Source organism: Marinibacterium profundimaris (assembly GCF_002210095.1).
Taxonomy (GTDB): Bacteria; Pseudomonadota; Alphaproteobacteria; order Rhodobacterales; family Rhodobacteraceae; genus Marinibacterium; species Marinibacterium profundimaris.
Genome location: NZ_AQQR01000005.1, coordinates 72609 through 96993 on the forward strand (window position 1 = coordinate 72609; position 24385 = coordinate 96993).

A 24385-nucleotide genomic window follows, 5' to 3' on the forward strand; every position below is an offset into this window, starting at 1 on the left:
GGTCTCCTCCGTTTGCGGGACATAGGGTGCGTGCGGGTCTGCCGGGCGCGCTGGACAGCGGGCTATTGGGGGCTCAGCGGCGGTGGCATGGGGGCGCTATTCGTGTTGATGGGGCGGGCCGACTGAGCGTCATCGGCACGGAACATACCGACCGCGCGGCGCAGGCCCTTCCAATTGATCGCGACCTCCACGCCAAGCCCGGCGATGCCGATCAAAATGGCGAGCCCGGCTGCACCCCAGTCGGATGGCGCCAGGATACGCGTCAGCTGCCAATAGATCGCGATGCTCACCGTGGCGACGGCCAGGCCGGGCACCAGCACCGCGATGGCGTCCCGGTAGCTCAGCGGGATCAGCTGCCGGGCCATCTGCCAGCCGCGCGGCACCATGATGAAGGACCAAACAGTCATCGATATGGCAACCGCTTGAAGGCTGTGGAAGGCCGACAGGCCCAGCACGATCTGCAGCACCATACCCTCGACCGTGATCCGCACCAGCCGGTCGGTGCGCGATAGCGCCCGGAACAAGCAATTGAGGAAGAACAGCACGATGGCTTCCAGCGTCAGCCCGCCAATCGACATGGCGAAGATCGGCGCCACCGGTCGCCATTCATCGCCCAGGAAAAGCGCGAAGATCGGCGCGCTGCCGGCGGCGAGCATGGCCATGGGGACGATAAGGATAAGCGCCAGGAGACGCATGGAACCCAGATATATCTCGGCCAGCCGTTGGGGATTGCCCTGGGCCTTGGCCATGCGGACATAGACGATGCTGGACATGGGCCCGGCGATACCGAATTGCGCAAGCCGGCTGAAGCGCTGGCTCATTGCGAAGTAGCCCACATCCTTGGCCCCCAGCACGCGACCTATGATCAACACAAGGAACTGCCGGCGCACCGTTGAGAGGATGCTTTGGATGATCGTGTCGCGGGCGAAAACCAGGTGATGGCCCAGCTTGTCGGCGCGGAACACCCAGGCGGGGCGGAAGGTGCTGAGCCGGACAATGCCGACGAGCCGCACGAGCGCAAGCGCCAGCTGCTGCGCCACCAGCGCCCAGACGCCGGCGCCAACCAGCGCCAGCCCCACGGCCAGCGCCAGGCTGACCGTCGTGGTCGTCATCTGCACCCGCGCGATTGCGTTGAACTTCTCGCGCCGTTCGACTTCCGCGTTTGGCGCAGCCGTTATCGCCTGGACGAGGGGCACAGTGGAAAGCACAGCCAGCAGCCCGACCAGCCGTGGTTCGTCGTAGAACCAGGCCATTACCGGGCCGAGGGCGCAGGTGATCAGCGCCAGCCCCAAGCCCACCGCGACCATCAGCCAGAAAACGCTGGACCATTCCTCGTGATCATACTCGGACGCGCGGATAAGCGAGCGCCCCAGACCGGAATCGCTAAGGGTCTGGGTCAGGATCACGGCCGTCATCGCCAGCGCCATGATGGCGAAATCCTCGATGGACAGTTGCCGGGCCATGATCGGCAGCACCAGAATCTGCGAGACCGCCAGGAAAACGCGGGCCGAGGCCAGCGATCCGACGCTGACCAGAAATCCGCGTGCGCCCCCGGTTTCGCTGCTCCATTTGTTGGGAGGCCTGGGGCTCATCCGCGTGCTCCGGGAACTGGTACGGCGTGCTGGTGAGTGCCGGAATTCAGGCGGCCGCACATATGAAATCGTGAAATCAGAGATGTGCCGCAGAATTGACGGCCATTTTCGAGAATGTCTTTTTCATATGGCCCGAAGCGCTATTTGCGGCAAGCTTTCCGGTGGTCCGACACGAATGTCAGGCGATCCATGTCCGATTCAGCGCATGCAAAAGGCATTTCCGGCAGGCTCGTGCGTCGCAAAGCCCAAATCCATCCCGTGGCACCGGCCCGATTCGATCAGGCCCGCCAGGGTTGTAAAATTTCTGTCGAGTGTTCTGTCACTGCGGACGGTGCTTGCGACACCCGTCGCTGCCATGCCGAGCTCGTCGATCACACCGCGGAGCCGGTTGTCCCAATCCGCGGCAATGGCCGGGCTTGGAAGCCGGACTGCCTGTCGTTCGATTGGCGCAACAAGGCCGTCCCCAGGCGCCTGCGCGCGTCACGGGAACCTCCAGGCGATCACGGCTTAGAAGGCCCCGCGCTTCGGCGAACACCTAGGGCAGAGTGCCAGACGCCGAACAGGCCGGCAGCCAGAAGCGCCAGACCTGCGAAACTGCCGCCGCGCAGGCGCATCTCAGATCGCGGCGACGGCTTTCGCCAGAAGATCGCGGACCTCACCTGCAACAGCCGTCAGTTCGGCGTTCTCGATCGCCTGCATTGAGGCAACCGGATCGATGGCGCTGACCTCCACGCCACCCTCGACCTCGCGCAGGATGACGTTGCAGGGCAGCATCGCGCCCACCCGAGGCTCGATCCCGATCGCCTGATGCGCCATCTTCGGATTGCAGGCGCCGAGGATGCGATAGGCCGGCATGTCCACGTCCAGCTTCTTCTTCATCGTCACCTTGACGTCGATCTCGGTCAGCACGCCAAAGCCATTGTCCGCCAGCGCTTTTCGCGTCCGGTCGTCGATGCTGTCGATATCCGCGCCAGAAATCATTCTGTTGATCGTGTAGCTCATCGAAAAGCCCTTTCTCTCATTTGCTTCGGTCCTGCACCGCGGCCTTGACGGCGATCGGCGCCGAACACCTTCGCGAAACCGGCCACTGGCTGAACAACCAAGCGGCGACCCCGCATTTACCAGTCCGACGACGAGCTCGCGCGATGCGACGCTTCCGGCGGATGCGAAGTCCTCAGATGTTTGCCGCCATCCAAGCCTCTCACGTCAGAATTTCAAGCTTAGCCGCGCCGCCGCTCTTGCCAAGCGGCGCCAGCTTAGCACGGCTGAAAGGCAGGGCCGCTGTCCAAGCCGAAACGCGTTCGAACCCGTCCCGCACCACCCGTCCTCAGGCTGATTGTCGATGTCGAGGTTCGCATCATCGCCCGTGTCGCGCCGTCCCGGTCCGCCGCCATTGTCATTGCGAGGCGGCGGTGCCGGGGGCGGAGCGAAGTCCTGGTTGTCGAACTCGGTCGGCGGCCCGGTGCCGAACCCGCCGTCCGGGCTGCGCGACGAGCCCATTTCGACGAATGTCTGCCCGGCGTCGATCCGTGCGATGGCCAGGCGGAAGGCTGTGAGGGCTTCTTCGATCAGGGAACTGCCGTCGGGGAAGTCCTCCATCGTGCGGGGCAGTTCCTGGGTCTCGCCGGGAACCGGAGAAACCCGCCACATGGTCGAGATCGAGGTGATGATCCCGATCAGCTCGCCGTCCAGTCCCGACAGGTCGATCTGGCCGTCCGGATCGGGGTTCAGCGCCACGAGGATCTTCGCGATCCGTTCTCGAGGAAGATCTGGGTCGACACGTTGGTGCCGCGGATGCCCATGGTGGCGGCGGGGGTCGTGACATCCATGTCGCCGGTCTTGGCCACCTGGCCGGCGATGAACACGAAGCCGCCCTGGATCAGGTCGAACTTGCCGGTGTCGTTGCCGCCGCCGGGAGAATAGCCGAGCTGATTGATGACCATGCGCGAATCCGGAGCCAACGAGAAGGTCGTGCCGTCGGCGAAGGTCGTCGACAGCGTTCCGCCGGGTCCCGTCGACAGCACGTCGTTCTGGAAGATCTTCACCCCGACATTGAGCGGTTCGACCGTCCCGTCGGCGCGCGGCACGGTGGCCGGGCCCGAGATCTTCTCGACCTGGCCGACAGGCACGAGATCGGCGGCGCCGCCCAGCTGGACAAACTCCGCCGCACCGAGTTCACCGTCCGGCCGGACGCCGACGGTGTCTATCGTCGCGTGCCTATCGCCATGAAGGTGCAGGACGCACTGCGCCTGACCCTGTCGATGGAACTGCTGCGGGTCGCAACCGGGGGACAGGCCTTTGCCATCCGGTCGAACGAGGCCGGCATAGACGGGATCGTGGTCGCCGGGCAGTTTATCCGGACCGAGGCGGACGCCACGGTCTGGCCCCGGTTTTCGTACTCGGACCCGGACCGGTTCGTGTCGGCCGGCGATCTCCTGGCGGACCGGGTGCCGCCGGGGCGGCTGAACGGGCACCTTGTCCTGGTCGGCACCTCGGCGATCGGGCTGGAGGATTTCCGGGCGACCCCGCTGGGCGTGCCGATGGCGGGGGTCGAGATCCATGCGCAGCTTCTGGAAAACGTGCTGGCCGGAGAGCTGCTGCTCAGGCCGAACTTCTCGGATGCGCTGGAACTGACCATCGCCATGGCGATAGGCCTGCTGGTCATCGTGCTGGCGCCGATGATCTCGGCCCGAAGGCTGATCTTCGGCTCGGTTCTGCTGATCGGGGGTTACATCGGTTTCAGCTATTATATCTTCATCGACCGGAACCAGTTGCTGGACCCGACCTTTCCGGCGAGCGCCACGATCCTGGTGCTGATGCTGTTGTCCGGATCGAACTACCTGCGCGAGGAATTCCGGAAACAGCAGATCCGCAGCGTGTTCGGCCAGTACGTCTCGCCCGCGCTGGTGGCGCGGATGGCGGACACGCCCGGGGCGCTTCAGCTGGGGGGAGAGCGGCAGGACCTGACCGTGCTCTTTTCGGACGTCCGCGATTTCACGGCCGTGGCAGAGAGCTTCAGGGATCATCCCCGTCAGCTGACCCGGTTCATGAACCGCTTCCTTACCGAGATGTCGACGGAGATCATGGAGCGTGGCGGAACGATCGGCAACTTCATGGGCGAGGCGGTGATGGCCCTCTGGAACGCGCCGCTGGAGGATCCGAACCACGCCAGGCACGCCTGCGCCGCGCGCAGGGCCTCCTGGACCACGGCGAGTTCGACCTGCAGCTGCGCCAGCCGTTGACGGGCGCTGAGGGTATGGACCGTCCGGGCCGCCGCGAGCTCGTTCTCGGCCTGCTCGATCGAGGCCGCCAGGCGCTGCAGCCTACATCCGTTCGTAGAGCGCCTCGTTCTTGCGTTCGAGCAGGGCCGCGATGCGTTCCCTGCGGCCACCGTTGGAGATGTTCCAGTTCATCGACAGGCCCAGGTAGGCCCGGCTGTCGGTGCCGTAGGAGCCGTCGAGGTCATCGCCGACCGAGGCGGTCGCGCCGAGCATCACCTGCGGAAGGTGGTCGGCCTGGGCGGCCCGGCTTTCGAATTCGCGCGCACCGATCTGCGAATTCGCGGCCTTGATGCGAAAGTTGTTTGTCTGCGCGCTGCTGATCTGCACAACACTGGCCGTTGGCTGAATGATCGTGGTGAGGTCGGGCCCGGGAAATTTCGAAAACAGGAACGCGCGATGCTCGGCGCGATGTATGGGACAGCCATCCTGTCCTTGCGCAGTCGGGTTCGTGGTCGTCTTGCAGCCCCACGGGACCGCCTTTGCACGGCGGTCGTCTCGGGCTGCCACGCGACGGCTCGTGGCGGGTGCTATGCCGAACGGATACGGGAGGGGGGGCAGGGTATCCTGCAGGTCGATGGCTCTGCCGGGCTCTGTCAGAAGGGCTCTGGTCCAGACGGGCAGGACGGGTTCGGAGCATCGAGCCTGGGCCAAATCCCGGCCGCCCCGGACCGCCAGAGTCAGACCGAGTAACCGACGATCAGGTGCCGCAGCCCAAGGGCCGCGCCGGCAAAGATCAGCAGAAGCGTAAGAGGGGCGCTGTAGGCGAGCACGGAAAACGCCGAGACGCCCTGGCCAATGCTGCAGCCGAAGGCCAGGATGGCGCCTGCGCCCATCATCGCCGCGCCGAGGATCTGCCGTTTGAGTTCGCGGGAATCGTCGCAGGCCTCCCAGCGGAATTCGCGCCGCAACAGCGCCCCGATCAGGGCCCCCAGCAGGACACCGAATATGGAGCCGACGCCGAATGAGAGCGGTGTGCCGGATGCGGTCATCAGATAGATCAGGGTCTCCCCCAGTGGCGCGGCGAAGGTGTGGGTGCGGGCGGGGAAGGTTGAAAAGCCGACATCGGCGATCCATTGCGTGCCGATCCAGCCCGATACGATGGCGAGCCCGACCATGGCGCCCCAGAAGACCTGGCGGGGCCGCATCGGTACCCGCTGACCGGAAAACGCGACGCCGATCGGGATCAGGCCGATCGCCACGCCGCAGACCCAGGCCGGCAGGCCGGTTCGGGACTCGATCAGAAGCGACAGGCTTTGCGGGCTGTTCGCTTCGTACACCGGAAACACGGCGACCCTGAGCTGGGCCAGCGGACCTGACATGAGGATATATGCGGATACCCCCATCACGACGACAATCACGAGCGAGCGCAGATCGCCGCCGCCGAGGCGGGCCAGCGCGCCGTAGCCGCAGTTGCCGCTGAGCGCCATGCCGTAGCCGAAGAGCAGCGCGCCGACGATCGTGGCCAGCGGGCTCCAGGTCATGGCGACATAGGCGGTGTCTTCGGGACGGATCAGGCCGGCCCACATCGCCAGATGCGCCGAGATCACGGCGGTGCCGATGGCGATGCCCCACGTTCTGATGCGCCGGTCGTCGGCCCCGTAAAGCAGATCCTCTATGGCGCCGAGCGTGCAGAACCGGCCGCAGCGGGCGGCCAGGCCCAGCACGATCCCTCCGGCCAGCCCAATCAGCGCAACGAATTGCGCCTCGGATAGATAATCCAGCATTTCATCGCCCTGTGCCCGACCGCACGAGGCATGCGGTCACTCCTCCCGACAGAACAGGTCGTAGACAACTTCCATGATTTTGCGCGGCCGTTCGTCTGTCAAGGCGTAGTAGATGGTCTTGCCCTCCCGCCTTGGTGTGACCAGTCCTTCCAGCCGCAGCCGCGACAGTTGCTGAGAGACAGCGGCCTGTCGCGCAGAGAGCAGTTCCTCCAGTTCCGTCACCGATTTCTCGCCCGAGGCGAGGTGACAGAGGATCATCATCCGGCCCTCGTGGCCAAGCGCCTTGAGGAAGTTCGACGCGCGCATCGCATTGCGCATCATTCGCTCCATGTCATCGGACGAGGTGTTCTTGTCGAAGACGGGCAGCTTGGTGTCCGGTTCGTCCGCGTCATTCATCCTGTCGTTGTCTGCCGGCATCGGTCAGTCGTCCTGCGTATCTACAAACTGCACATTCGCGTCGGCGAGCATCTGTCCAAGAAGACCCCAGAAGAAATCCTCTCCCGGGTAGCCCTCGAGTCTGGCCACCTCCGCGCCATCCATCAATAGAACGAACGTAGGGGTGAAAAACACCGGTTTCGAAAGCGTTACCCCATCCGGCAGCGGACGGTGGACGTCGTAGCGCATCAAGGGAGCAGCCCGGCCTTCGGAGGTCCTGGCGTAGGCATCGCCGATCTCGGCATGCCACCGCGCACACCAGGGGCAGCCCTTTTCCTCACCCATGAGGAGGGCAACGTCAGCCCAGCCCGGAGCGGACAGGGCCGCCAACAGGGCCGCAACCAGAAGTCTTGCCACGATTATCTCTTTGCCTGATTGACCCGCGAATTTAAAGATACATAATCTAATATATGAATTAGTAAAGCAAGGCGGCCCGCTGAAATGTTCGATGTCACGTTCTTGGGTGCTCTTCTGGCTGGCCTGCTGTCTTTTGCATCGCCGTGCATCCTGCCGATGGTGCCCTTCTACCTGGGCTACCTCGCCGGTACCAGCGTCGGCCAGCTGTCGGCCGAAGGTGCGGTTCCGGTTCGTGTGCGTCGCCGCGCGGTCCTGGCTTCGGTGCTGTTCGCTCTGGGCGTGATCACGGTTTTCGTGTTGCTGGGCGCGACGGCGACCGCGCTGGGGCAGGTGATGCGCGAGTATTTCCACGTGCTGCGCTGGGTCGCCGCGGCGCTGATCTTCGCCATGGGGCTGCACTTCCTCGGGGTGGTGCGGATCCCGCTGCTCTACCGCGAATGGCGGGCCGAGGCGGGGGACGTGCACGACGTGAACCTCGTCGGCGCCTACCTGATCGGGCTGGCCTTCGCCTTTGGCTGGACCCCCTGCGTGGGGCCGGTTCTGGCGGCGATCCTGTTCACCGCGGCGGGCGCCGAGGCGGCCACGCGCGGGGCGATGCTGCTCTTTACCTACGGGGTGGGGATGACGGCACCCTTCGTGCTGGCGGCGCTGTTCGTCGGGCCGTTCATGCGCTGGATGCAGCGGTTCCGACGGCACATGGGCAAGGTCGAGATGGCGATGGGGGTTCTGCTGATCCTTTTCGCCGTGCTGATCGCGACCAACTCGGTCAACGCGATCGCGCAATGGATGCTGGACCACGTGCCGTGGTTCGCGAACGTCGGGTGATGATCCGAAGGGAGGACTATGATGAGAAAACCGGACCCGAAGCGCAGCCTGGCCGCGCTGGCCACCGCCCTGCTGCTGGCGCTGCCCGTGGCGGCGGCGGAGATCGGCGATGACGGGCTGCACAAGGCGCACTGGATGCACGACACCTTCCGCGACCTGTCCGAGGACCTTGCCGAGGCACAGGCGGAAGGTAAGCGCCTGCTGGTCCTGGTCGAGCAGCGCGGATGCATCTACTGCCGCAAGATGCACGAGGAGGTCTTTGTCGACCCCGAGATTGCCGCGCTGCTGGACGAGAAGTATTTCGTAATACAGATCAATATGTTCGGGGATGTGGAGGTGACCGATTTCGACGGCACCGCGCTGCCCGAGAAAGAGATGGTGCGCCGCTGGGGGATGCTCTTCACGCCCACCATGATGTTCCTGCCGGAGGAGGCGCCGGAGGATGGTGTTGCCTCGGAGGTGGCGGTCGCCACGATGCCTGGCGCCTTCGGCAAGTCGACGACCTTCGACCTGCTCACCTGGGTGCTGGAGAATGGCTATGACGGCGACGAGCCGTTCCAGAAATACCACGCGCGGATGATCGAGGCCCGGGCAAACTGAAAACCGGCAAGAGACAACCGCGAGCCGGGAGTGTCTCAGATCTAAATATTCATACAAATGAATTTAATGTTGCGTTCCTGGCGTCGAGCTTGCTAGCGTAACGGTACAAAAGGGGAGGAGACATGAGGATCACGGTGTTGATTCCGTCGGCGGTGGCGCTCTGCGCGACCGTGGCGGCGGCGGAGACGGTGTTGCCCGGGGACGTGACGTTCGCGGACGGTGCCATCGAACAACCCCTGACGGATGGCGCGGGCGATCCGGACCGGGGGAAAGAGATCATGACCTCGCGCGGGAAGGGCAATTGCATCGCCTGTCACCAGGTCGAGGCCCTGAGCGAGGCCCCGTTCCACGGAGAGGTCGGCCCGCCGCTGGATTACGTCGGCGAATACCGCAGCGCCGCCGAACTGCGCGGCATCGTCGCCAACGCGAAGATGACCTTCGAAGGCTCGGTCATGCCGGCCTTCTACAAGACAAGCGGCTTCATCCGGCCCGGCGATGCCTACACCGGAGACGCGGCGCCCGCCGACCTGCCGCCGATCCTCACCGCGCAGGAGATCGAGGACGTCATCGCCTTCCTGCAGACCCTGAAGGACGGCTGAGCCGAAACTGGGAGACAAACACATGCAAGTGACACGACGCGACACGCTGGCCCTCGGACTGGGCGCCATCGCCCTGACGGTCCTGCCGTTCCGCGCCAATGCGGCGGTGGACGACCTGATCGCCGAATTCACCGGCGGCGCCGGGACGGCCGATGCGGGCATCGACCTGACCGCCCCCGAGATCGCCGAAAACGGCAACACCGTCCCGATCGAGGTCAGCGCCCCCGGCGCGGTGTCGGTCATGGTGCTGGCCGCCGGCAACCCGACACCGCCCGTGGCGACGTTCAACTTCGGCCCGCTCGCGGCCGAACAGCGCGCCGCCACCCGCATCCGCCTGGCCGGCACGCAGGACGTGATCGCCGTGGCGAAGATGGCCGACGGCAGCTTTGCCCAGGCCGCGAAGACAGTGAAAGTCACCATCGGCGGCTGCGGCGGCTGAGAGAGGAGAGCGACACATGGCATCCGGAGTGAAACCCCGCGTCAAGGTCCCGAAAACCGCGTCGGCGGGTGAGGCGATCACCATCAAGACCCTGATCAGCCACCCGATGGAAAGCGGTCAGCGCAAGGACAAGGACGGCAACCCGATCCCGCGGTCGATCATCAACCGCTTCACCTGCGACTTCAACGGCGAGAACGTGATCGACATCACGCTGGAACCGGCGATCTCGACCAACCCCTATTTCGAATTCGCCGCCACCGTCCCGGAAGCCGGCGAGTTCAAGTTCACCTGGTACGACGACGATGGCTCTGTCTACGAGGATGCAAAGCCGATCGAAATCGGCTGAACGGGAGGCTGCCAGCGGCGGGGGTGGAGGCCCCCAACGCCAGCGCAAGGGAGGAAGACAATGAATATCAGGACCGTGACGGCCGTCTCCATCGCTCTCATCGGGCTGGCGCCGATCGCCTGGGCCGGAGGCCCGGACGACGACGAGCTGGTCATCAACGGCGACATCGAGATCGTGACCGAAACCGACGCGCCCGCGCATCTGGAGGAGCTGGACACGATCTACTCCGGCTGGCGCTTCCGCACCGACGAGACGCAGGCGCTGCAGCTTGATGATTTCGACAACCCGGGCATGATCTTCGTCGACCAGGCGATGGACAGCTGGGGCACCGTGGAGGGCACCGAAGGCAAGTCCTGCGCCGCCTGCCACGGCGACGATCCGGCCGAGAGCATGACCGGCGTCCGCGCCGTCTATCCGAAGTGGAACGAGGACGCCGGAGAGGTCCGCACCCTCGCCATGCAGATCAACGATTGTCGCCAGAACCAGATGGGCGCCGAGCCCTACGGCTATACCAGTGCCGACATGACGGCGATGGAGGCCCTGATCTCGGTTCAGTCGCGCGGCATGCCGGTCAACGTCGCCATCGACGGCCCGGCGGCCGACACCTGGGAGCAGGGCAAGGAGATGTATTACACGCGCTATGGCCAGCTGGAGCTGTCCTGCGCGAATTGCCACGAACAGAACTACGGCAATTACATCCGCGCCGACCACCTGAGCCAGGGCCAGATCAACGCCTTTCCGACCTACCGGCTGAAACAGGCCAAGCTGATCCAGCAGCACAACCGCTTCCAGGGCTGCATCCGCGACACGCGGGCAGAGACCTTCAAGCCCGGCAGCCCGGAATTCGTGGCGCTGGAACTTTACGTCGCCTCGCGCGGCAACGGCCTGTCGGTCGAAGGACCCTCGGTCCGCAACTGAACGCAACTCGCCCCGCGCGGCCGGACCCGTGCGGGGTTTTCCTGCTCTGACGTATTCTGAATTTGGAATGCGTTAGGGGCGATTTTGCAGAAAGGCAAGCCTTGGCATGATTTCCCGACGCGATTTCCTGCAGGTCTCGATGGCCGCCGCGGCGCTGACCGGTGCCTCGGGCTTCGGCAACTGGGCCCGGCTGGCGGCCCAGCAGGCCCTGACACAGGACCAGCTCCTTGAATTCGAGACCTTCGGAAATGTCTCGCTCATCCACGTGACCGACATCCACGCCCAGCTGAAGCCGATCTATTTCCGCGAGCCGTCGGTGAACCTGGGCGTCGGCGGCAACAAGGGCGTGGTGCCCCATATCACCGGCGCCGATTTCCGGAAGTTCTACGGCATCAGTGATGGCAGCCCGTCCCACTACGCGCTGAGCTCGGGCGATTTCGCCTCGCTCGCGCAGGGCTACGGTAAGGTCGGCGGGCTGGACTGCGTGGCCACCGTGATCAAGGCGATCCGCGCCGCGCGGCCCGATGCGCTGCTGCTCGATGGCGGCGACACCTGGCACGGGTCCTACACCTGCTACCAAACCGAGGGGCAGGACATGGTCAACGTCATGAACGCGCTGGCCCCCGACGCGATGACCTTTCACTGGGAATTCACCCTTGGCTCCGACCGGGTTAACGAGCTGGTCAAGGGGCTGCCCTTCGCCGCGCTGGGCCAGAACGTCTTCGACGCGGAATGGGACGAGCCGGCCGAGCTGTTCCCGCCCTACAAGATGTTCGAACGCGGCGGCACGCAGATCGCCGTCATCGGCCAGGCTTTCCCCTACATGCCCATCGCCAACCCCGGCTGGATGTTTCCGGAATATTCCTTCGGGATCCGCGACGAACACATGCAGGAGATGGTCGACGAGGTGCGCGGGCAGGGGGCCGAGCTGGTCGTCCTGCTCTCGCACAACGGCTTCGACGTGGACAAGAAGATGGCTTCGGTTGTCACCGGCATCGACGTGATCCTGTCCGGCCACACCCACGATGCGCTGCCCGAACCGGTGGTGGTTGGCGACACGATCGTCATCGCCTCCGGCTCCAACGGCAAGTTCGTCAGCCGCGTGGACCTGGACGTGCGCGACGGCCGCATGATGGGCTACAAGCACAAGCTGATCCCGATCTTCTCGGATGTGATCACACCCGATCCCGACATGGTCGCCCTGATCGACGAACAGCGCGCGCCCTTCGAGGACGCGCTGGAGGAAGAGATCGGCGTGACCGACACGCTGCTCTACCGCCGGGGCAATTTCAACGGCAGCTGGGACGACCTGATCTGCGACGCGCTCCTGTCCGAGCGCGAGGCCGAGATCGCGCTGTCGCCCGGCGTGCGCTGGGGCCCGAGCCTGGTGCCCGGCCAGACGATCACGCGCGAGGACATCTGGAACGTCACCTCGATGACCTATCCGCAGGCCTATCGCACCGAGATGACCGGCGAGTTCCTGAAGGTCGTGCTGGAAGACGTGGCCGACAACATCTTCAACCCCGATCCCTATTACCAGCAGGGCGGCGACATGGTCCGCACCGGCGGGCTCGGCTACCGCATCGACATCTCCAAGCCGCAGGGCAGCCGGATCAGCGACATGACCCTCCTGAAGACGGGCGAGAAGACCGACGCGGCCAAGAGCTACCGGGTCGCCGGCTGGGCCAGTGTCAACGAGGGCACCGAAGGCCCGCCGATCTGGGACGTGGTCGAGGCGCATATCCGCAAGGCCGGCACCGTCTCGGTCCCCGAGCGGGACAACGTGGACGTGGTCGGAACCTGAAACCGGTCACAGAGGGAGGAGGCTAGGACATGATGAGACAGATGCTGGCAGGGCTGGCGGTGGCAACGGCCATGATGGCGGGCCCCGTCTGCGCGCAGGAGGCGGATCACTACCTGGCCATCCATGTCGACGAGAACGACCCGCATGTCATGAACATGGCACTCAACAACGTCGAAAACGCCATTTCCTACTTCGCCAGCCAGGGCGAGACGGTGGCGGTCGAGCTCGTCGCCTACGGGCCGGGGATGAACATTTTCGTCGCGGACAAGACCCCGATGGGCGACCGCATCGAACACATGGGCCTGCAATACGACAACCTGACCTTTGCGGCCTGCGGCAACACCCTTGCCGCCATGTCGGCGAAGGCGGGCCACGACATCGCCCTGCTGTCCGAGGCCACCATCGTCCCCTCGGGCGTGGCGCGGCTGATGGAACTGCAGGAGCAGGGATACAGCTACGTCCGGCCCTGAGCGGCGGGACGTGAATGCAAGGAGGTACAGATGGTTACGAGACGAGGCAGGCGCGAGTTCCTGAAAGGCAGCGTGGCGACCAGCGCCGCTCTGGTGGCGGCCGGGGGCGCCCGGGCACAGACGGCGGATCCCCTGATCACCGAGATCCAGCCCTGGGCACAGTCCTTTGGTGACGGGGTCGATGCCACGCCCTACGGCCTGCCGATCGAGTTCGAATCCGACGTGATCCGGCGCAACGTGCCCTGGCTGACGGCGGATGCGACCAGCTCGATCAACTTCACTCCGATCCACGCGCTGGACGGCACGATCACGCCGCAGGGCTGCGCCTTTGAACGCCACCATTCCGGTGCTATCGAGCTGGCCAAGCCCGACTACCGGCTGATGATCAACGGGCTCGTCGATACGCCGCTGGTCTTCACTTACGAGGATCTCGAACGCTTCCCGCGCGAAACCCATGTCTATTTCTGCGAATGCGCGGCCAATACCGGCATGGAATGGGCCGGCGCCCAGCTGAACGGCGCGCAGTTCACCCATGGCATGATCCACAACATGGAGTATTCCGGCGTGCCGCTGCGGCTGCTGCTGGAAGAAGCCGGGCTGGATGCGGCCGGGGATCTGGCGGACAAGTGGGTCTATGTCGAGGGCGCCGATGCTTCCTCCAACGGCCGCTCGATCCCGATGGAAAAGGCGCTGGACGACGTGCTGGTGGCCTTCAAGGCCAATGGCGAGGCGCTGCGCAAGGAACATGGCTATCCGGTGCGGCTGGTCGTGCCCGGCTGGGAAGGCAACATGTGGGTCAAGTGGCTGCGCCGGATCGAGGTGACGCCGATGGCGGTGCAAAGCCGCGAGGAGACCTCGAAATACACCGACACGCTGGCCGACGGGACCTCGCGCAAGTGGACCTGGGTGATGGATGCGAAATCCGTGATTACATCGCCCTCGCCGCAATCGCCGATCACCCACGGGCCCGGCCCGCTTGTGATCACAGGGCTGGCCTGGTCGGGTCACGGGGCGACCACGCGGGTCGATGTCTCGAAGGATGGTGGCAAGACGTGGGAAACCGCGCGGCTGGCAGCTCCCGGGGCCGACAAGGCGCTGACGCGCTTCTACCTGGACACCGAGTGGGACGGCGAAGAGATGCTCCTGCAATCCCGCGCCATGGACGAGACTGGCTACGTGCAGCCGACCAAGACGCAGCTGCGCGAGGTGCGCGGGCTGAATTCGATCTACCACAACAATTGCATTCAGACCTGGTGGGTCAAGCCCGGCGGGGAGGCCGAAAATGTCGAAGTATCGTAACTCTGTCGCACTGATCCTGGCGCTGGCCGCGGCACCCGCGCTGGCCGAAGGCGGCAAGCTGGGCCTCGGCCGCCCGGCTCTGCCCGAAGAGGTCGCCGCCTGGAACGTCGACGTGCTGCCCGACGGCACGGGGCTGCCCGTGGGCTCCGGTTCGGTCGAGGATGGCGAGATGCTGTTTTCCGACAATTGCGCGGCCTGCCACGGCGAATTCGCCGAAGGCGTCGACAACTGGCCGGAACTGGCGGGCGGCGAGGATACGCTGGCCGACGCGGACCCGGTGAAGACCGTGGGCAGCTACTGGCCCTACCTGTCGACCACCTGGGATTACGTCCACCGGTCGATGCCCTACGGCAATGCGCAGAGCCTGACGACCGACGATGTCTACGCGATCGTGGCCTATATCCTCTATTCCAACTACCTGGTCGAAGACGATTTCGTCCTGACCAACGAGAATTTCCTCGACATCGAGATGCCCAATGCCGACGGCTTCATCGTCGATGACCGGGCCGAAACGGAATACCCGATGTGGCGGACCGAGCCCTGCATGGAAGACTGCAAGGACAGCGTCGAGATCACCATGCGCGCCACCGTGCTGGACGTGACGCCCGAAGAGGAGGGCAGCACGGAAGAGGTGACCGAAGCCGCCGTGACCCAAGACACCTCGGAGCCCGAGGAAGTGGTCGAAGAAGTCGCCGTGATCGATCCGGCGCTGGTCGAGGCGGGCGAGAAGGTCTTCAGGAAATGCGCCGCCTGCCACGAGATCGGCGAAGGCGCCCGGAACAAGTCCGGCCCACAGCTGAACGGCGTGGTCGGGCGGGTCATGGGTTCGGTCGAGGATTTCAAGTATTCCAAGGGCTTCGTCGCCGCCCATGACCAGGGCCGCACCTGGGACGAGGTCAGCATCACCGAATATCTCGCCAAGCCGCGCGACTTCATGAAGGGGACGAAGATGGCCTTCGCCGGCCTGAAGAAGGAGGCCGACATGGCCGCGATCCTGGCCTATCTCCAGGCCGCATCGGAGTGATCCGGCGCGGCCCGGTCCCGGCGCGTCCCGTCCGGTGCGGGGCTCCCTGCCGCCACCGGACGGGACGCGCCGGGACGCGGGAGAAGGTGGACATGACACCGCCCCGACAGGGGCATGAGGAGGGGGAAGACCAATGAAACGGATGATTGCAGGGCTCATGATGCTCGCGGCGCCGGTGGCGGCGGAGGAGGCCGTCACCACGTCCTACGAAGGAAGCTTCGAAGACGCGACCTTTGCCGTCGAAAGCGCCATCGTGAACCAGGGGCTGGTGATCGACTACGTCAGCCACGTGGGCGACATGCTGAACCGGACCGGTGCCGATGTCGGCAGCGACATCGAGATCTTCAAGGCCGCCGACATCTTCATCTTCTGCTCGGCCGTCGTCTCGCGCGAGGTGATGGAGGCCGACCCGATGAACATCGCGCATTGTCCCTACGGCATTTTCGTCGCCGAGGACGCGGACGGCGTGATGATCGGCCGGAGCACCTATCCGGTCGGCCCCATGGAGGCGGTCGCGGACCTGCTCGACACGATCATCGCGGATGCCGCCGGCCAATGAGTTTCGATTTCGACGGGTATTTCGCCGGCGCGCTCGACCGGCTGAAGGCGGATGGCGATTACCGTGTCTTCGCCGATCTCCGGCGCCATCGCGGCGGGTTTCCCGCGGCGACCCAGCATGTCGCGGGACAGGAGCGGGACGTCACCATCTGGTGCTCGAACGACTACCTCGGCATGGGCCAGCACCCGGCGGTGCTGGAGGCGATGCATCGCGCGCTCGACCGCTACGGCGCGGGGGCGGGCGGCACGCGGAACATCTCGGGCACCACCCATGAACACGTGCTGCTCGAGGCGGAGCTGGCCGACCTGCACGGCAAGGAGGCGGCGCTGTTGTTCACCTCCGGCTACGTGTCCAACTGGGCGGCTCTGGGGACGCTGGCGGCGAAGGTGCCGGGGATGGTGGTGCTGTCGGATGCGCTGAACCACGCCTCGATGATCGAGGGGATCCGGCATTCCCGGGCCAAATGCCTTGTCTGGAAGCACAACGACCTCGCCGACCTGGAGGTCAAGCTGCAAACGCTGCCCGCCGATGTGCCGAAGATGATCGCCTTCGAGAGCGTCTATTCCATGGACGGCGACATCGCCCCCATCGCCGAAATCTGCGACCTGGCCGACCGCTACGGTGCCATGACCTACCTGGACGAGGTTCACGCGGTGGGACTTTACGGTCCGCGCGGCGGCGGCATCGCGGAACGCCAGGGGCTGGCGCATCGGCTGACGGTGATCGAGGGCACGCTGGGCAAGGCCTATGGCGTGGTCGGCGGCTATATCGCGGCTTCGGCGGCGCTCTGCGATTTCATTCGCAGCTTCGCCAGCGGTTTCATCTTCACCACAGCGCTGCCGCCGGCAGTGGTGGCGGGGGCGCGGGCCTCGATCGCGCATCTGAAGGTAAGCGCGGCGGAGCGCGAGGCGCATCGGGCCGTGGTCGCAGAGGTGCGGGCGAGGCTCGATGTCATCGGTATCCCGCATCTGCCGAACCTCAGCCACATCATCCCCGTGATCGTCGGCGATCCGCTGAAGTGCCGCTATATCTCCGACCTGCTGCTGCGCGATCACGGGATCTATATCCAGCCGATCAACTATCCCACCGTACCCCGGGGGACCGAGCGGCTTCGGATCACGCCGTCGCCGCTGCACGGGCCGAAGGAGGTGGAGGCGCTGGTGAATGCGCTGGGCGATCTCTGGGCGCAGTGTCAGCTGGCGCGGCTGCCGATGGCGGCGCAGTAGGCCCGCCGGCCTGGCGGCAACCTGTGGCGACTGTATCCCTTGTGCTGCCGTTGGCTCCCGGAGCCGGCGCCCTCTGCACAGAGCGTCGGCAATGACGACGGGCTTTCGTCCGACCACAGGGATACTGACCTGGCGCAAGACCCATCTCGGGGGCGACGCGCAGCGGCCACGTGCGGCCCTCGCGTCGGATCATGCCCGCGGGAATTCCAGCCAGAAGGTAGAGCCTTCTCCGGGTGTGCTGTCCACGCCGATCGTGCCCTTCATCGCGCCGGTCATCATCCGCGAGATGTAGAGCCCAAGGCCCGTGCCCTTCTGTTTCTCCATCTCGGCGCGGCGGATCTGCTTGAACCGGTCAAAGATTGCCTCCTGCATGTCGGCGGGGATACCCGGGCCGGTGTCGATGACCTCGATCCGGATCATGTCCGCGCCGACCGGCCGGCTGCGGACCGTGATCGCGCTGCTGCGTTCCGAGAACTTCACCGCGTTCGACAGCAGGTTCGACATCACCTGCTGGAAGCGCACCGCGTCGACCTCGACCATGGCCCCATCGCAGCCCAGGTCGGCCACGGTCGTGATCTCGCGCTCGGTGGCGTAAGTGGCATTGGCCTCGATGCTCTCGCCGATCAGCGCATCAAGCTCCCGGCGTTCCAGCGCCATGTCCATCTTGCCCGAGGCCAGCTTTTCCATGTCGAGGATGTCGTTGACCAGGTGGATCAGCTGCTCGCAATTGCGCGAGGCGATGTCCAGAAGGTGGGCCGGCTTGGTGTCCAGCTGATGCTTTGCCAGCGCCGTGATCAGGCCGAGGGCGCCGCGGATGGCCGTCAGCGGCGTGCGCAATTCGTGGCTGACGGTCGAGATGAACTCGGTCTTCATCTGGTCGATCTGGCGCGCGGCGTCGATATCCTCGAAGCACTCGACCCACAGCCGCCGTTCCCCGTCGCTGGAGCGCACGAGAGCGATCGAGCTGCGCACCCAGACATGGTCGCCGTTGGGTCGGGCCATGCGCCACTCCCGCGTCGCCCCCTCGGAATCGCCGGCCAGACCCGCGGCCATGGTCTCGTCGATGATGCCGCGGTCCTCGGGGATGGCCAGCTCTTCGCGGAAGTTGGACAGCAATTGCGCCTCGTCGCGGCGGGCGAGGCGGCAGAGCGCCTCGTTCACGCGCGAGAACCGGCCGGTCTCGTCCAGCAGGGCGATGCCCACGGGCGCGCCGGCATGTGCGATACGGAAGGTTTCCAGGCTTTCCTGCAGCTCCGCTTCCGCGGTCTTCAGGGCGGTGATGTCCTGCTGCGTTCCGATCAGATGGCGCGACGGACGCCCGCTGTCCGTGCCGTTGGTGAAGACCGTCGCGTTGGAATGCAGCCAGCGCCACTGGCCGTCGCTGTGGCGCACACGGATCTCGGTGTTGGACAGCGACGTCCTGCCCTCGATGCAATCCCTGTCGTTCTGCAGCATCCGTCCGAGGTCGTCGGGATGGACATGGGACATGAAGATCGACTGCGGGTCCCGGTCCGAGGGATCCAGCCCCAGGATGTGCCACCAGGTGTCGTTCACGATCGAGGTATTCGTTTCCAGATCCACGTCGAAGACGCCGATGCCGCTGCCGGCCAGCGCGGTGGTCCAGCGCCGGTTGATCACCTCCAGCGCGCGGGCCTGTTCATGCTGCAGGGTCACGTCGTCGCCCAGCACGCTGAAGCGCTGCGCGTTGTCCTGGTCCGTCCAGGCGGTGACGCGGACGTTGAACAGCCGCGATCCCCGGGCGCTGTCGATACGCAGGGTGCTGAACGTGTCGGGGCTGTCCTTGGCCGAGGGTTCTCCGGAGGCGAAGGCGGCCAGCCGGTCGGCGTCGAAGCCGGGCATGATGTCGTCGAGCCTGCGCCCCGACAAGCCCGTAGAAGTCTCCTCCGGGCTGAACAGGTTGGTGGCATAGGTATTGGCGCGGCGGATGACGCCGTCGCCATCCACCAGCAGGATGATCCCTTCCGAGGTGTCCAGCAGCGACTGCGACAGGCGCTCGCGGGCGGCGATGACGAGGGTCTGCGCCTGGACCTGGCGGGTCACCGCGTCTTCGCGGCGCACGTAGGACATGATCAGCGACCCCGAAAGGCCCGACACGACAAGCCCGATCCCGAGAAGCAGGAAGGGCAATTCGGTGCGGTGGCGCCGTTCGAAATCCGGCAGGCTTTCCCACACCAGGGTCCAGGGCACGCCGAGGGTCTCGATGGTCTGCACGGTGCGGAACCGCGGGTCGCGGTCGGACACGCGGGTTTCTTCGGGGGCGCCCGTGTCGTCAGGGTCGGCGGTAGAGAAGATCAGCGTTTCGCGGGCAGGTTCGGATCCGTCGTGGACGTACAGTTCGAAATCGACGCCCTGGCGCTGCGTCAGATCGCTCAGGAAGCGGTGCGAGACCAGCGGCGCATAGACCCAGCCCTCGATCGCGGCGCGCCGGTCCTCGGCGGTGGCAAGCGGGGCGCCCTCGGCGTAGATCGGCTTCATGATGAGAAAGCCGGCGCTTTGGGTCTTGTCCTGGACCAGGGCGATCCGGTTGGTGATCGCGGCCTGCCCGGTTTCCGCCGATCGCGTTGCCGCCTGGTAGCGGCTGTCCTCGAAGGCGATGTTCAGGCCGACGGCCTCGCGGTTGGGCTCGACCGGCAATATGTACTTGATGACGAAGGTCTCTGGCCCTTCGCCCTTGATCTCGATCGCGCCGGCGCCGTCCTGCCGGGCCCGTTCGAGAAAAGCGTCCTCTTCGCCGGGAGGCACGTATTCGATCAGGCCCATGCCGTTGATGCCGGGCAGGTTCTCGGTCAGGCGGGCGGTGTCGAAGTAGTCCTCCCATTCCTCCAGCGTGACCCTGTCGGAGCCGCGGAACAGCGCCACGCCCGCGTCCAGAGCCTGTTCGTACTTGGCAAAGCGGAACTGCAGCGCGAAGAGGTTGTCGTCGGTCAGCTTGTTGAAATCCGAAACCGCCCGGTCGTGGTGGACGTTGGACAGCAGGACGTAGCTGTAGAAGCTGATGCCCAGCGGCAACACGACGCTCAGGACCGAGAGCGCGTTGAAGCCGCGCACGGTCGCATCGCGGAAGCGGATCGGCGCGGCGATGCCGGGGGCCAGAAGGGCCAGCGGCAGGAAGACGATCACGCCGAAGGTGTCGCCGAACCACCAGACCAGCCAGTTGTGGGCGGCATCTGGCAGCGCCACGACGCCAGTAAGCATCAGCGTGCCGGTGCCGATGCTGGCCGCCACAAGGCTGCAGAGCGGGCCGGCGATGATCATCGCGACGACAAGCTCGATCCAGGTGCGCAGCTCCAGCAGGCGGCCGAATCGCATGATCAGCAGCGCCCGGGCCAGCACCGCCTGCAGGGTCGAGCCCGAGGCGATCGCGCCGGCCACCCAAACGGCCGGCCAGACGATCCCGTCGGAAGAGACGGCGCCGCCGATGTAGAGGTTCACCGCCAGCGAGCCGAGGAAGACGCCCGGCCAGACCGGCGCGCCGAACACCAGCAGCGCCGCGATGGCGATGCCGGAGGGTGGCCAGATGATGGTGGCGAAGCCCGGCGGCACGGCCAGCTGCAGGCCCAGAAGTCCGGCGGCGGCATTGACCAGCGCAAGGGTCAGAATGACGGCTCCGCGGGCGAGCCAGCTGCGCGGTTTGCCGGCACTCCGGCTGTCATCTGTGGCGTGCATTGCGGCGAGGGGGCCTTGTCAGTTGCCGGGCGGATGTCAAGCCGCAAAAGCTGCGGGCACTGATGCGGAAAACGGCCGACAGTCCGATTTCCGTAGCGTTTGATGTTTGACCCATTATCGGCTTTTTCGTAGATTTGACAAGAATGTATAAGGGTTTGACGAGTGATTGGCTGCCGCGGAAAGCGAAGTCTTCCTGCGGCACGGGCTCATCGGGTGGCGAGGTTCAACGGTCGTGTCTGACCTCCTTCTTTTTCTGTCGTTCAGTGTCTGTGGCCAATCGTGATACATTGGGGCAGATTGTTTCGAGTTGCGGTAATCGCGCTTGCCCTGAGCCTCGTCCTGTCCCTGCCGGCGCTGCGCACCGCGATGGACATTGCCAATGGCTACGTGGCCGCCTGGCTCGTCCGGTGGGACGCCGTCTATGGCGAGGATGTCGTCGTCGTGACCCCAGCCGCGGGACGGCCCGAACCGGCCGAGGCAGAGCTGCGCCAATTGCTCGCGCGACTTGATGCAGCCGGGCCCGAGGCGATCGTCGTGGTGCCGGGCCAGGACGCCCGGACCATGCCACCGGCATCCTATGGCGAGACGCTGACCGCACCGGTCATGACCGTCCTGTCCGAGCGGGACCGTCGCGCGACGGATCCGGAAGCCCCGCGCGACGGCATCGCGGTCCGTCCCGATCTCTCCCGCTGGTTCGGCCACCTTCGGCCGGCCGGGCCCGGGATGCTGCTGGCGGAAAGCGGGCGGCCCGCGTTCGAAACACTGGTGGCCGACGCGGACCAGGAGGCCTGGTGGATCGGCTACCTGCCCGAAGCCAACGGGCTGCCGGTCTTTTACTGGAACGACGTGCTCGACGGGCATATTCCCGCGGAATTCCTCTCGGACCGGATCGTGGTGGTCGGGATGGCGGCGCAGGACGGTGCCGCGCCGCCCGACCTGCGCTTTGCGCCGGTCTCGCAGCCGGTGCCCGCGGCGACCTACGTGGCCCAATCGCTCCAGGCGCTGCAAGACGGCCGCCTGCTGATGGCGCCCGGGACGCTCGCCAAGCGGGTCATCATCCTGCTGGCCGCGGTCCAGGCGGGGCTGATCCTGGTCCGGCTGCGCGACCGGGCCGGGGCCTGGATCTACTGGGTGGCCACGGCCGGCATCGCGGGGCTCGCCGTGCTCTGTGCCCTGGCGGCGCAGGTCATGTTCCCGGTGACCGAGGCCCTGGTGGCATTTTCCATCGCCTGGTTCGCGCATCGTGTCGTGCTGGACGCCAACCGGCGGCGCCGGCAGCGACGGCAACTGCTGCGCGCGGACCTGGCCACGGCCGGCAGCCTGCGGTCCCGTGTGCTGTCCGGGTCCGACTGGACCCGCCGGGTTGAGGACAGCGCCGCCTCGATCGGGCTCACCGGCTACAGCTTCGTGCTGCATGACCGGCCCTGGCGGCAGCGCGTGGTGGCCTCGGGCGGTGCGATCCAGATGACGCCGCGCACCCGCCGGGCAGGCGCCCGCAATGGCGCAGGCGGCGAGGGCGGCACGGCGCTTCTGCCGCTGCCCTCCACCGATTTCGCCGATGCGCCCCCGGATGAGGAATTCTGGTGCGTGCGCCTGCGCGTCACCGGCGGCCGCAGGGGCAGCTGGATCATCCGCTGCCCCGAGGGGCTGCTGTCGGGCTCGGGGCGCCGCCGCGCGATGCTGATCGCCGCGGCCGAACGCCTGCTGAGCATGCATCCCGATGTCCCCGAACGGCAGCTGCGGCTGACGCTGGACGAGCAGATCGAAAACCGCACCCGGGTGCTGGCGCATGAGGCCGCCACGCTCGACGCACTGATGCACATTTCCTCGACGGCGCTGGCGGTCTTTGACCTCGTCGGCAATTTTGTCCGTGAAAACGAGCAGATGCGCGAGATCGGGCGCCAGGGCGACATGGATTTCTCGAAGCTTTCGCTGGTCGAGACGGTCGCGATTTTGACAAAGATCGATGCGACAGTCGTCAGCATGATCTTCTCCGAGCTTCTGACAGACGGCGAAAGCCGCAGGCTCCTGACGCCGGGCCTGCAGACGCGCGGCTCCTACGTGCTGCGCCTGTCGCTCGATCTTGGCCGGGCCGACAGCGGCGAGATGGAGGCGCTGGGCCCGATCGTGCTGTGCGAATTGCTGGACGTCACCGAAAGCGAACGGCTCGACCAGGCGCGGCGCAGCGTGGCGGAATTCTTCGACCAGCAGCTGCGCAACGATTTCGAGGCGATCGACCTGGTGTTCGAGATGCTCCGCGATCCCGCCCTCAGCGACACGATTCAGGCGCAGCTGCTGGACCGGATGAGCGCGATCATCACGCGGATGACCCGGCGGATGGAAACCTTCGACGGCGCGCTCTGGAGCCTGCCGGGGCAGGGCGGGAACGAAGTCGTCCCGCAGGAGCTGCGCCGGGCGCTGGACGAGGCCTGTGACAGCATGCTTCGCGAAGGCCGGTTCTTCGATGTCACGATCGACTATTCCCGCCCCGAGCTGCTGTCGCTGGTGCGGGCCGGCGCGGACGAACTGACCCCGGCTCTCCGCAACCTCGGCAAGCTCTGCGTCGCCGATGCCATGCGCGACAGCGTGGTCCGCGTCTCGGTGACCGAGACACCCGGCACGGTCGAGACCGCCTTCTCCTCGCGCGGGCCCGGCCTGCCGGCGGAACTGGTCGATGCCATCGCCAACGGTTCCGGCGCGCATCTGCCGAAAGAGCTGCAGGACATCGCGACCATCGCCAGCGAGGCCCGGCGCTGGGGCGGGGCGCTGTCGATCGAAACCGGGCTGGACGAGGGGATCACCTGCAAACTGACGTTGGAAAAAGTACTATGACCGCGAACCGGGTTCTTCTGATCGACGATGACGAGATGGTGCGCGAGCTGCTGGCGCTGCGGCTGGACACCAAGGGCTACGAGACGGTGCAGGCGCCGGACGGCAAGGCCGGGCTGGCGCGGCTGCGCGAGGAGGCGTTCGACGTGGTCGTTCTCGACCTGCTGATGCCCGAGATGGACGGGCTGGCCTTCCTCTCCGCCGTGCAGGGGCTGGAGGGGGCCGTTCCGCCGATCCTGGTGCTGTCGGCGGCCAGGGCCGAGCAGGTGAAGCTGTCCGACACCGACGGTCTCCACGTGGAAACCCTGCGCAAGCCGGCGAGCGCGGGCGTCATCCTCGCGGCCGTGGAGAAGATCCTGAAAGGGCCCTGA

General features: G+C 65.9%; 24 protein-coding genes. 15 read left to right on the plus strand and 9 right to left on the minus strand.

The genetic code is table 11. The features are described from left to right. Positions 1-62: 62 nt before the first annotated feature. The 4 genes from ATO3_RS14065 to ATO3_RS28840 all read right to left on the minus strand — a co-directional run bounded on the left by ATO3_RS14065 (position 63) and on the right by ATO3_RS28840 (position 3721). A complete protein-coding gene (locus ATO3_RS14065) occupies positions 63-1592 on the minus strand; it encodes a lipopolysaccharide biosynthesis protein (protein ID WP_088650511.1) in 1530 nt (509 codons plus the stop codon). A gap of 615 nt (positions 1593-2207) precedes the next feature. After that, positions 2208-2594, minus strand: coding sequence for a DUF302 domain-containing protein (locus ATO3_RS14070; protein ID WP_088650512.1), 387 nt, complete (start codon positions 2592-2594; stop codon positions 2208-2210). 204 nt (positions 2595-2798) lie between these two features. Further along, entirely contained in the window at positions 2799-3329 is a 531-nt protein-coding gene (locus ATO3_RS14075) for a hypothetical protein (protein ID WP_088650513.1), read from the minus strand. Continuing rightward, on the minus strand, positions 3320-3721 hold the full coding sequence (locus tag ATO3_RS28840) for a FecR family protein (RefSeq protein ID WP_158217975.1): 402 nt from the start codon (positions 3719-3721) through the stop codon (positions 3320-3322). The genes ATO3_RS14075 and ATO3_RS28840 overlap by 10 nt, the downstream gene beginning before the upstream one ends. 21 nt (positions 3722-3742) lie before the next feature. On the opposite strand from ATO3_RS28840, the gene ATO3_RS14085 reads away from it, so the two are divergent. Continuing rightward, a complete protein-coding gene (locus ATO3_RS14085) occupies positions 3743-4834 on the plus strand; it encodes a CHASE2 domain-containing protein (RefSeq protein WP_269845411.1) in 1092 nt (363 codons plus the stop codon). 81 nt (positions 4835-4915) lie between these two features. Here the strand turns inward: ATO3_RS14085 and ATO3_RS28845 are convergent, their stop codons facing one another. From ATO3_RS28845 to ATO3_RS14105, 4 genes are all read right to left on the minus strand, one after another. Further along, positions 4916-5200, minus strand: coding sequence for a TolC family protein (locus ATO3_RS28845; protein WP_158217976.1), 285 nt, complete (start codon positions 5198-5200; stop codon positions 4916-4918). A gap of 350 nt (positions 5201-5550) precedes the next feature. Then, on the minus strand, positions 5551-6597 hold the full coding sequence (locus ATO3_RS14095; protein WP_088650515.1) for a YeeE/YedE family protein: 1047 nt from the start codon (positions 6595-6597) through the stop codon (positions 5551-5553). Between the two features lie 36 nt (positions 6598-6633). Beyond that, positions 6634-6927 carry an ArsR/SmtB family transcription factor gene (locus tag ATO3_RS14100; protein WP_233152165.1) on the minus strand — a complete coding sequence of 98 codons (294 nt, stop codon included), beginning with the start codon at positions 6925-6927 and terminating at the stop codon, positions 6634-6636. 90 nt (positions 6928-7017) lie between these two features. Continuing rightward, positions 7018-7389: a thioredoxin domain-containing protein gene (locus ATO3_RS14105; RefSeq protein WP_233152148.1), complete on the minus strand. Its 372-nt coding sequence runs from the start codon at positions 7387-7389 to the stop codon at positions 7018-7020. An 84-nt stretch (positions 7390-7473) separates the two neighbouring features. Here ATO3_RS14105 and ATO3_RS14110 point away from each other — a divergent pair, with 84 nt between their 5' ends. From ATO3_RS14110 to hemA, 12 genes are all read left to right on the plus strand, one after another. After that, the gene (locus ATO3_RS14110) at positions 7474-8214 is read left to right on the plus strand and encodes a cytochrome c biogenesis CcdA family protein (RefSeq protein WP_088650516.1); all 741 of its coding nucleotides are present in this window, start codon (positions 7474-7476) and stop codon (positions 8212-8214) included. Positions 8215-8235: 21 nt separating this feature from the next. Continuing rightward, the gene (locus ATO3_RS14115) at positions 8236-8814 is read left to right on the plus strand and encodes a thioredoxin family protein (protein WP_408630818.1); all 579 of its coding nucleotides are present in this window, start codon (positions 8236-8238) and stop codon (positions 8812-8814) included. A gap of 122 nt (positions 8815-8936) precedes the next feature. Then, positions 8937-9413, plus strand: coding sequence for a sulfur oxidation c-type cytochrome SoxX (gene soxX, locus ATO3_RS14120; RefSeq protein ID WP_088650518.1), 477 nt, complete (start codon positions 8937-8939; stop codon positions 9411-9413). A 22-nt stretch (positions 9414-9435) separates the two neighbouring features. Further along, a complete protein-coding gene (soxY, locus tag ATO3_RS14125; protein WP_088650519.1) occupies positions 9436-9852 on the plus strand; it encodes a thiosulfate oxidation carrier protein SoxY in 417 nt (138 codons plus the stop codon). A gap of 16 nt (positions 9853-9868) precedes the next feature. After that, entirely contained in the window at positions 9869-10198 is a 330-nt protein-coding gene (gene soxZ, locus ATO3_RS14130; RefSeq protein ID WP_088650520.1) for a thiosulfate oxidation carrier complex protein SoxZ, read from the plus strand. A gap of 60 nt (positions 10199-10258) precedes the next feature. Further along, entirely contained in the window at positions 10259-11116 is an 858-nt protein-coding gene (gene soxA / locus ATO3_RS14135; RefSeq protein ID WP_088650521.1) for a sulfur oxidation c-type cytochrome SoxA, read from the plus strand. Between the two features lie 106 nt (positions 11117-11222). Further along, positions 11223-12920, plus strand: coding sequence for a thiosulfohydrolase SoxB (soxB, locus tag ATO3_RS14140; RefSeq protein ID WP_088650522.1), 1698 nt, complete (start codon positions 11223-11225; stop codon positions 12918-12920). Positions 12921-12949: 29 nt separating this feature from the next. Continuing rightward, entirely contained in the window at positions 12950-13390 is a 441-nt protein-coding gene (locus tag ATO3_RS14145) for a DsrE family protein (RefSeq protein ID WP_233152149.1), read from the plus strand. 30 nt (positions 13391-13420) lie between these two features. Beyond that, positions 13421-14689, plus strand: a complete 1269-nt coding sequence (gene soxC / locus ATO3_RS14150) for a sulfite dehydrogenase (RefSeq protein ID WP_088650523.1) — start codon at positions 13421-13423, stop codon at positions 14687-14689. Continuing rightward, complete coding sequence (locus tag ATO3_RS14155) at positions 14673-15713, plus strand: c-type cytochrome (protein WP_088650524.1); 1041 nt, start codon at positions 14673-14675, stop codon at positions 15711-15713. Before soxC ends, ATO3_RS14155 begins: the two co-directional genes overlap by 17 nt. A gap of 133 nt (positions 15714-15846) precedes the next feature. After that, a complete protein-coding gene (locus ATO3_RS14160; protein WP_088650525.1) occupies positions 15847-16272 on the plus strand; it encodes a DUF302 domain-containing protein in 426 nt (141 codons plus the stop codon). Next, the gene (gene hemA / locus ATO3_RS14165) at positions 16269-17498 is read left to right on the plus strand and encodes a 5-aminolevulinate synthase (RefSeq protein ID WP_088650526.1); all 1230 of its coding nucleotides are present in this window, start codon (positions 16269-16271) and stop codon (positions 17496-17498) included. The genes ATO3_RS14160 and hemA overlap by 4 nt, the downstream gene beginning before the upstream one ends. A gap of 189 nt (positions 17499-17687) precedes the next feature. Here hemA and ATO3_RS14170 read toward each other — a convergent pair whose 3' ends face one another. Next, the gene (locus tag ATO3_RS14170) at positions 17688-21185 is read right to left on the minus strand and encodes a CHASE domain-containing protein (RefSeq protein WP_088650527.1); all 3498 of its coding nucleotides are present in this window, start codon (positions 21183-21185) and stop codon (positions 17688-17690) included. A 297-nt stretch (positions 21186-21482) separates the two neighbouring features. Between ATO3_RS14170 and ATO3_RS14175 the strand changes: the two genes are divergently transcribed. Further along, positions 21483-24017 (plus strand): hypothetical protein, encoded by a 2535-nt coding sequence (locus ATO3_RS14175; protein WP_143747279.1) that lies wholly within the window; start codon positions 21483-21485, stop codon positions 24015-24017. Then, positions 24014-24385 (plus strand): response regulator, encoded by a 372-nt coding sequence (locus ATO3_RS14180; RefSeq protein WP_088650529.1) that lies wholly within the window; start codon positions 24014-24016, stop codon positions 24383-24385. Before ATO3_RS14175 ends, ATO3_RS14180 begins: the two co-directional genes overlap by 4 nt.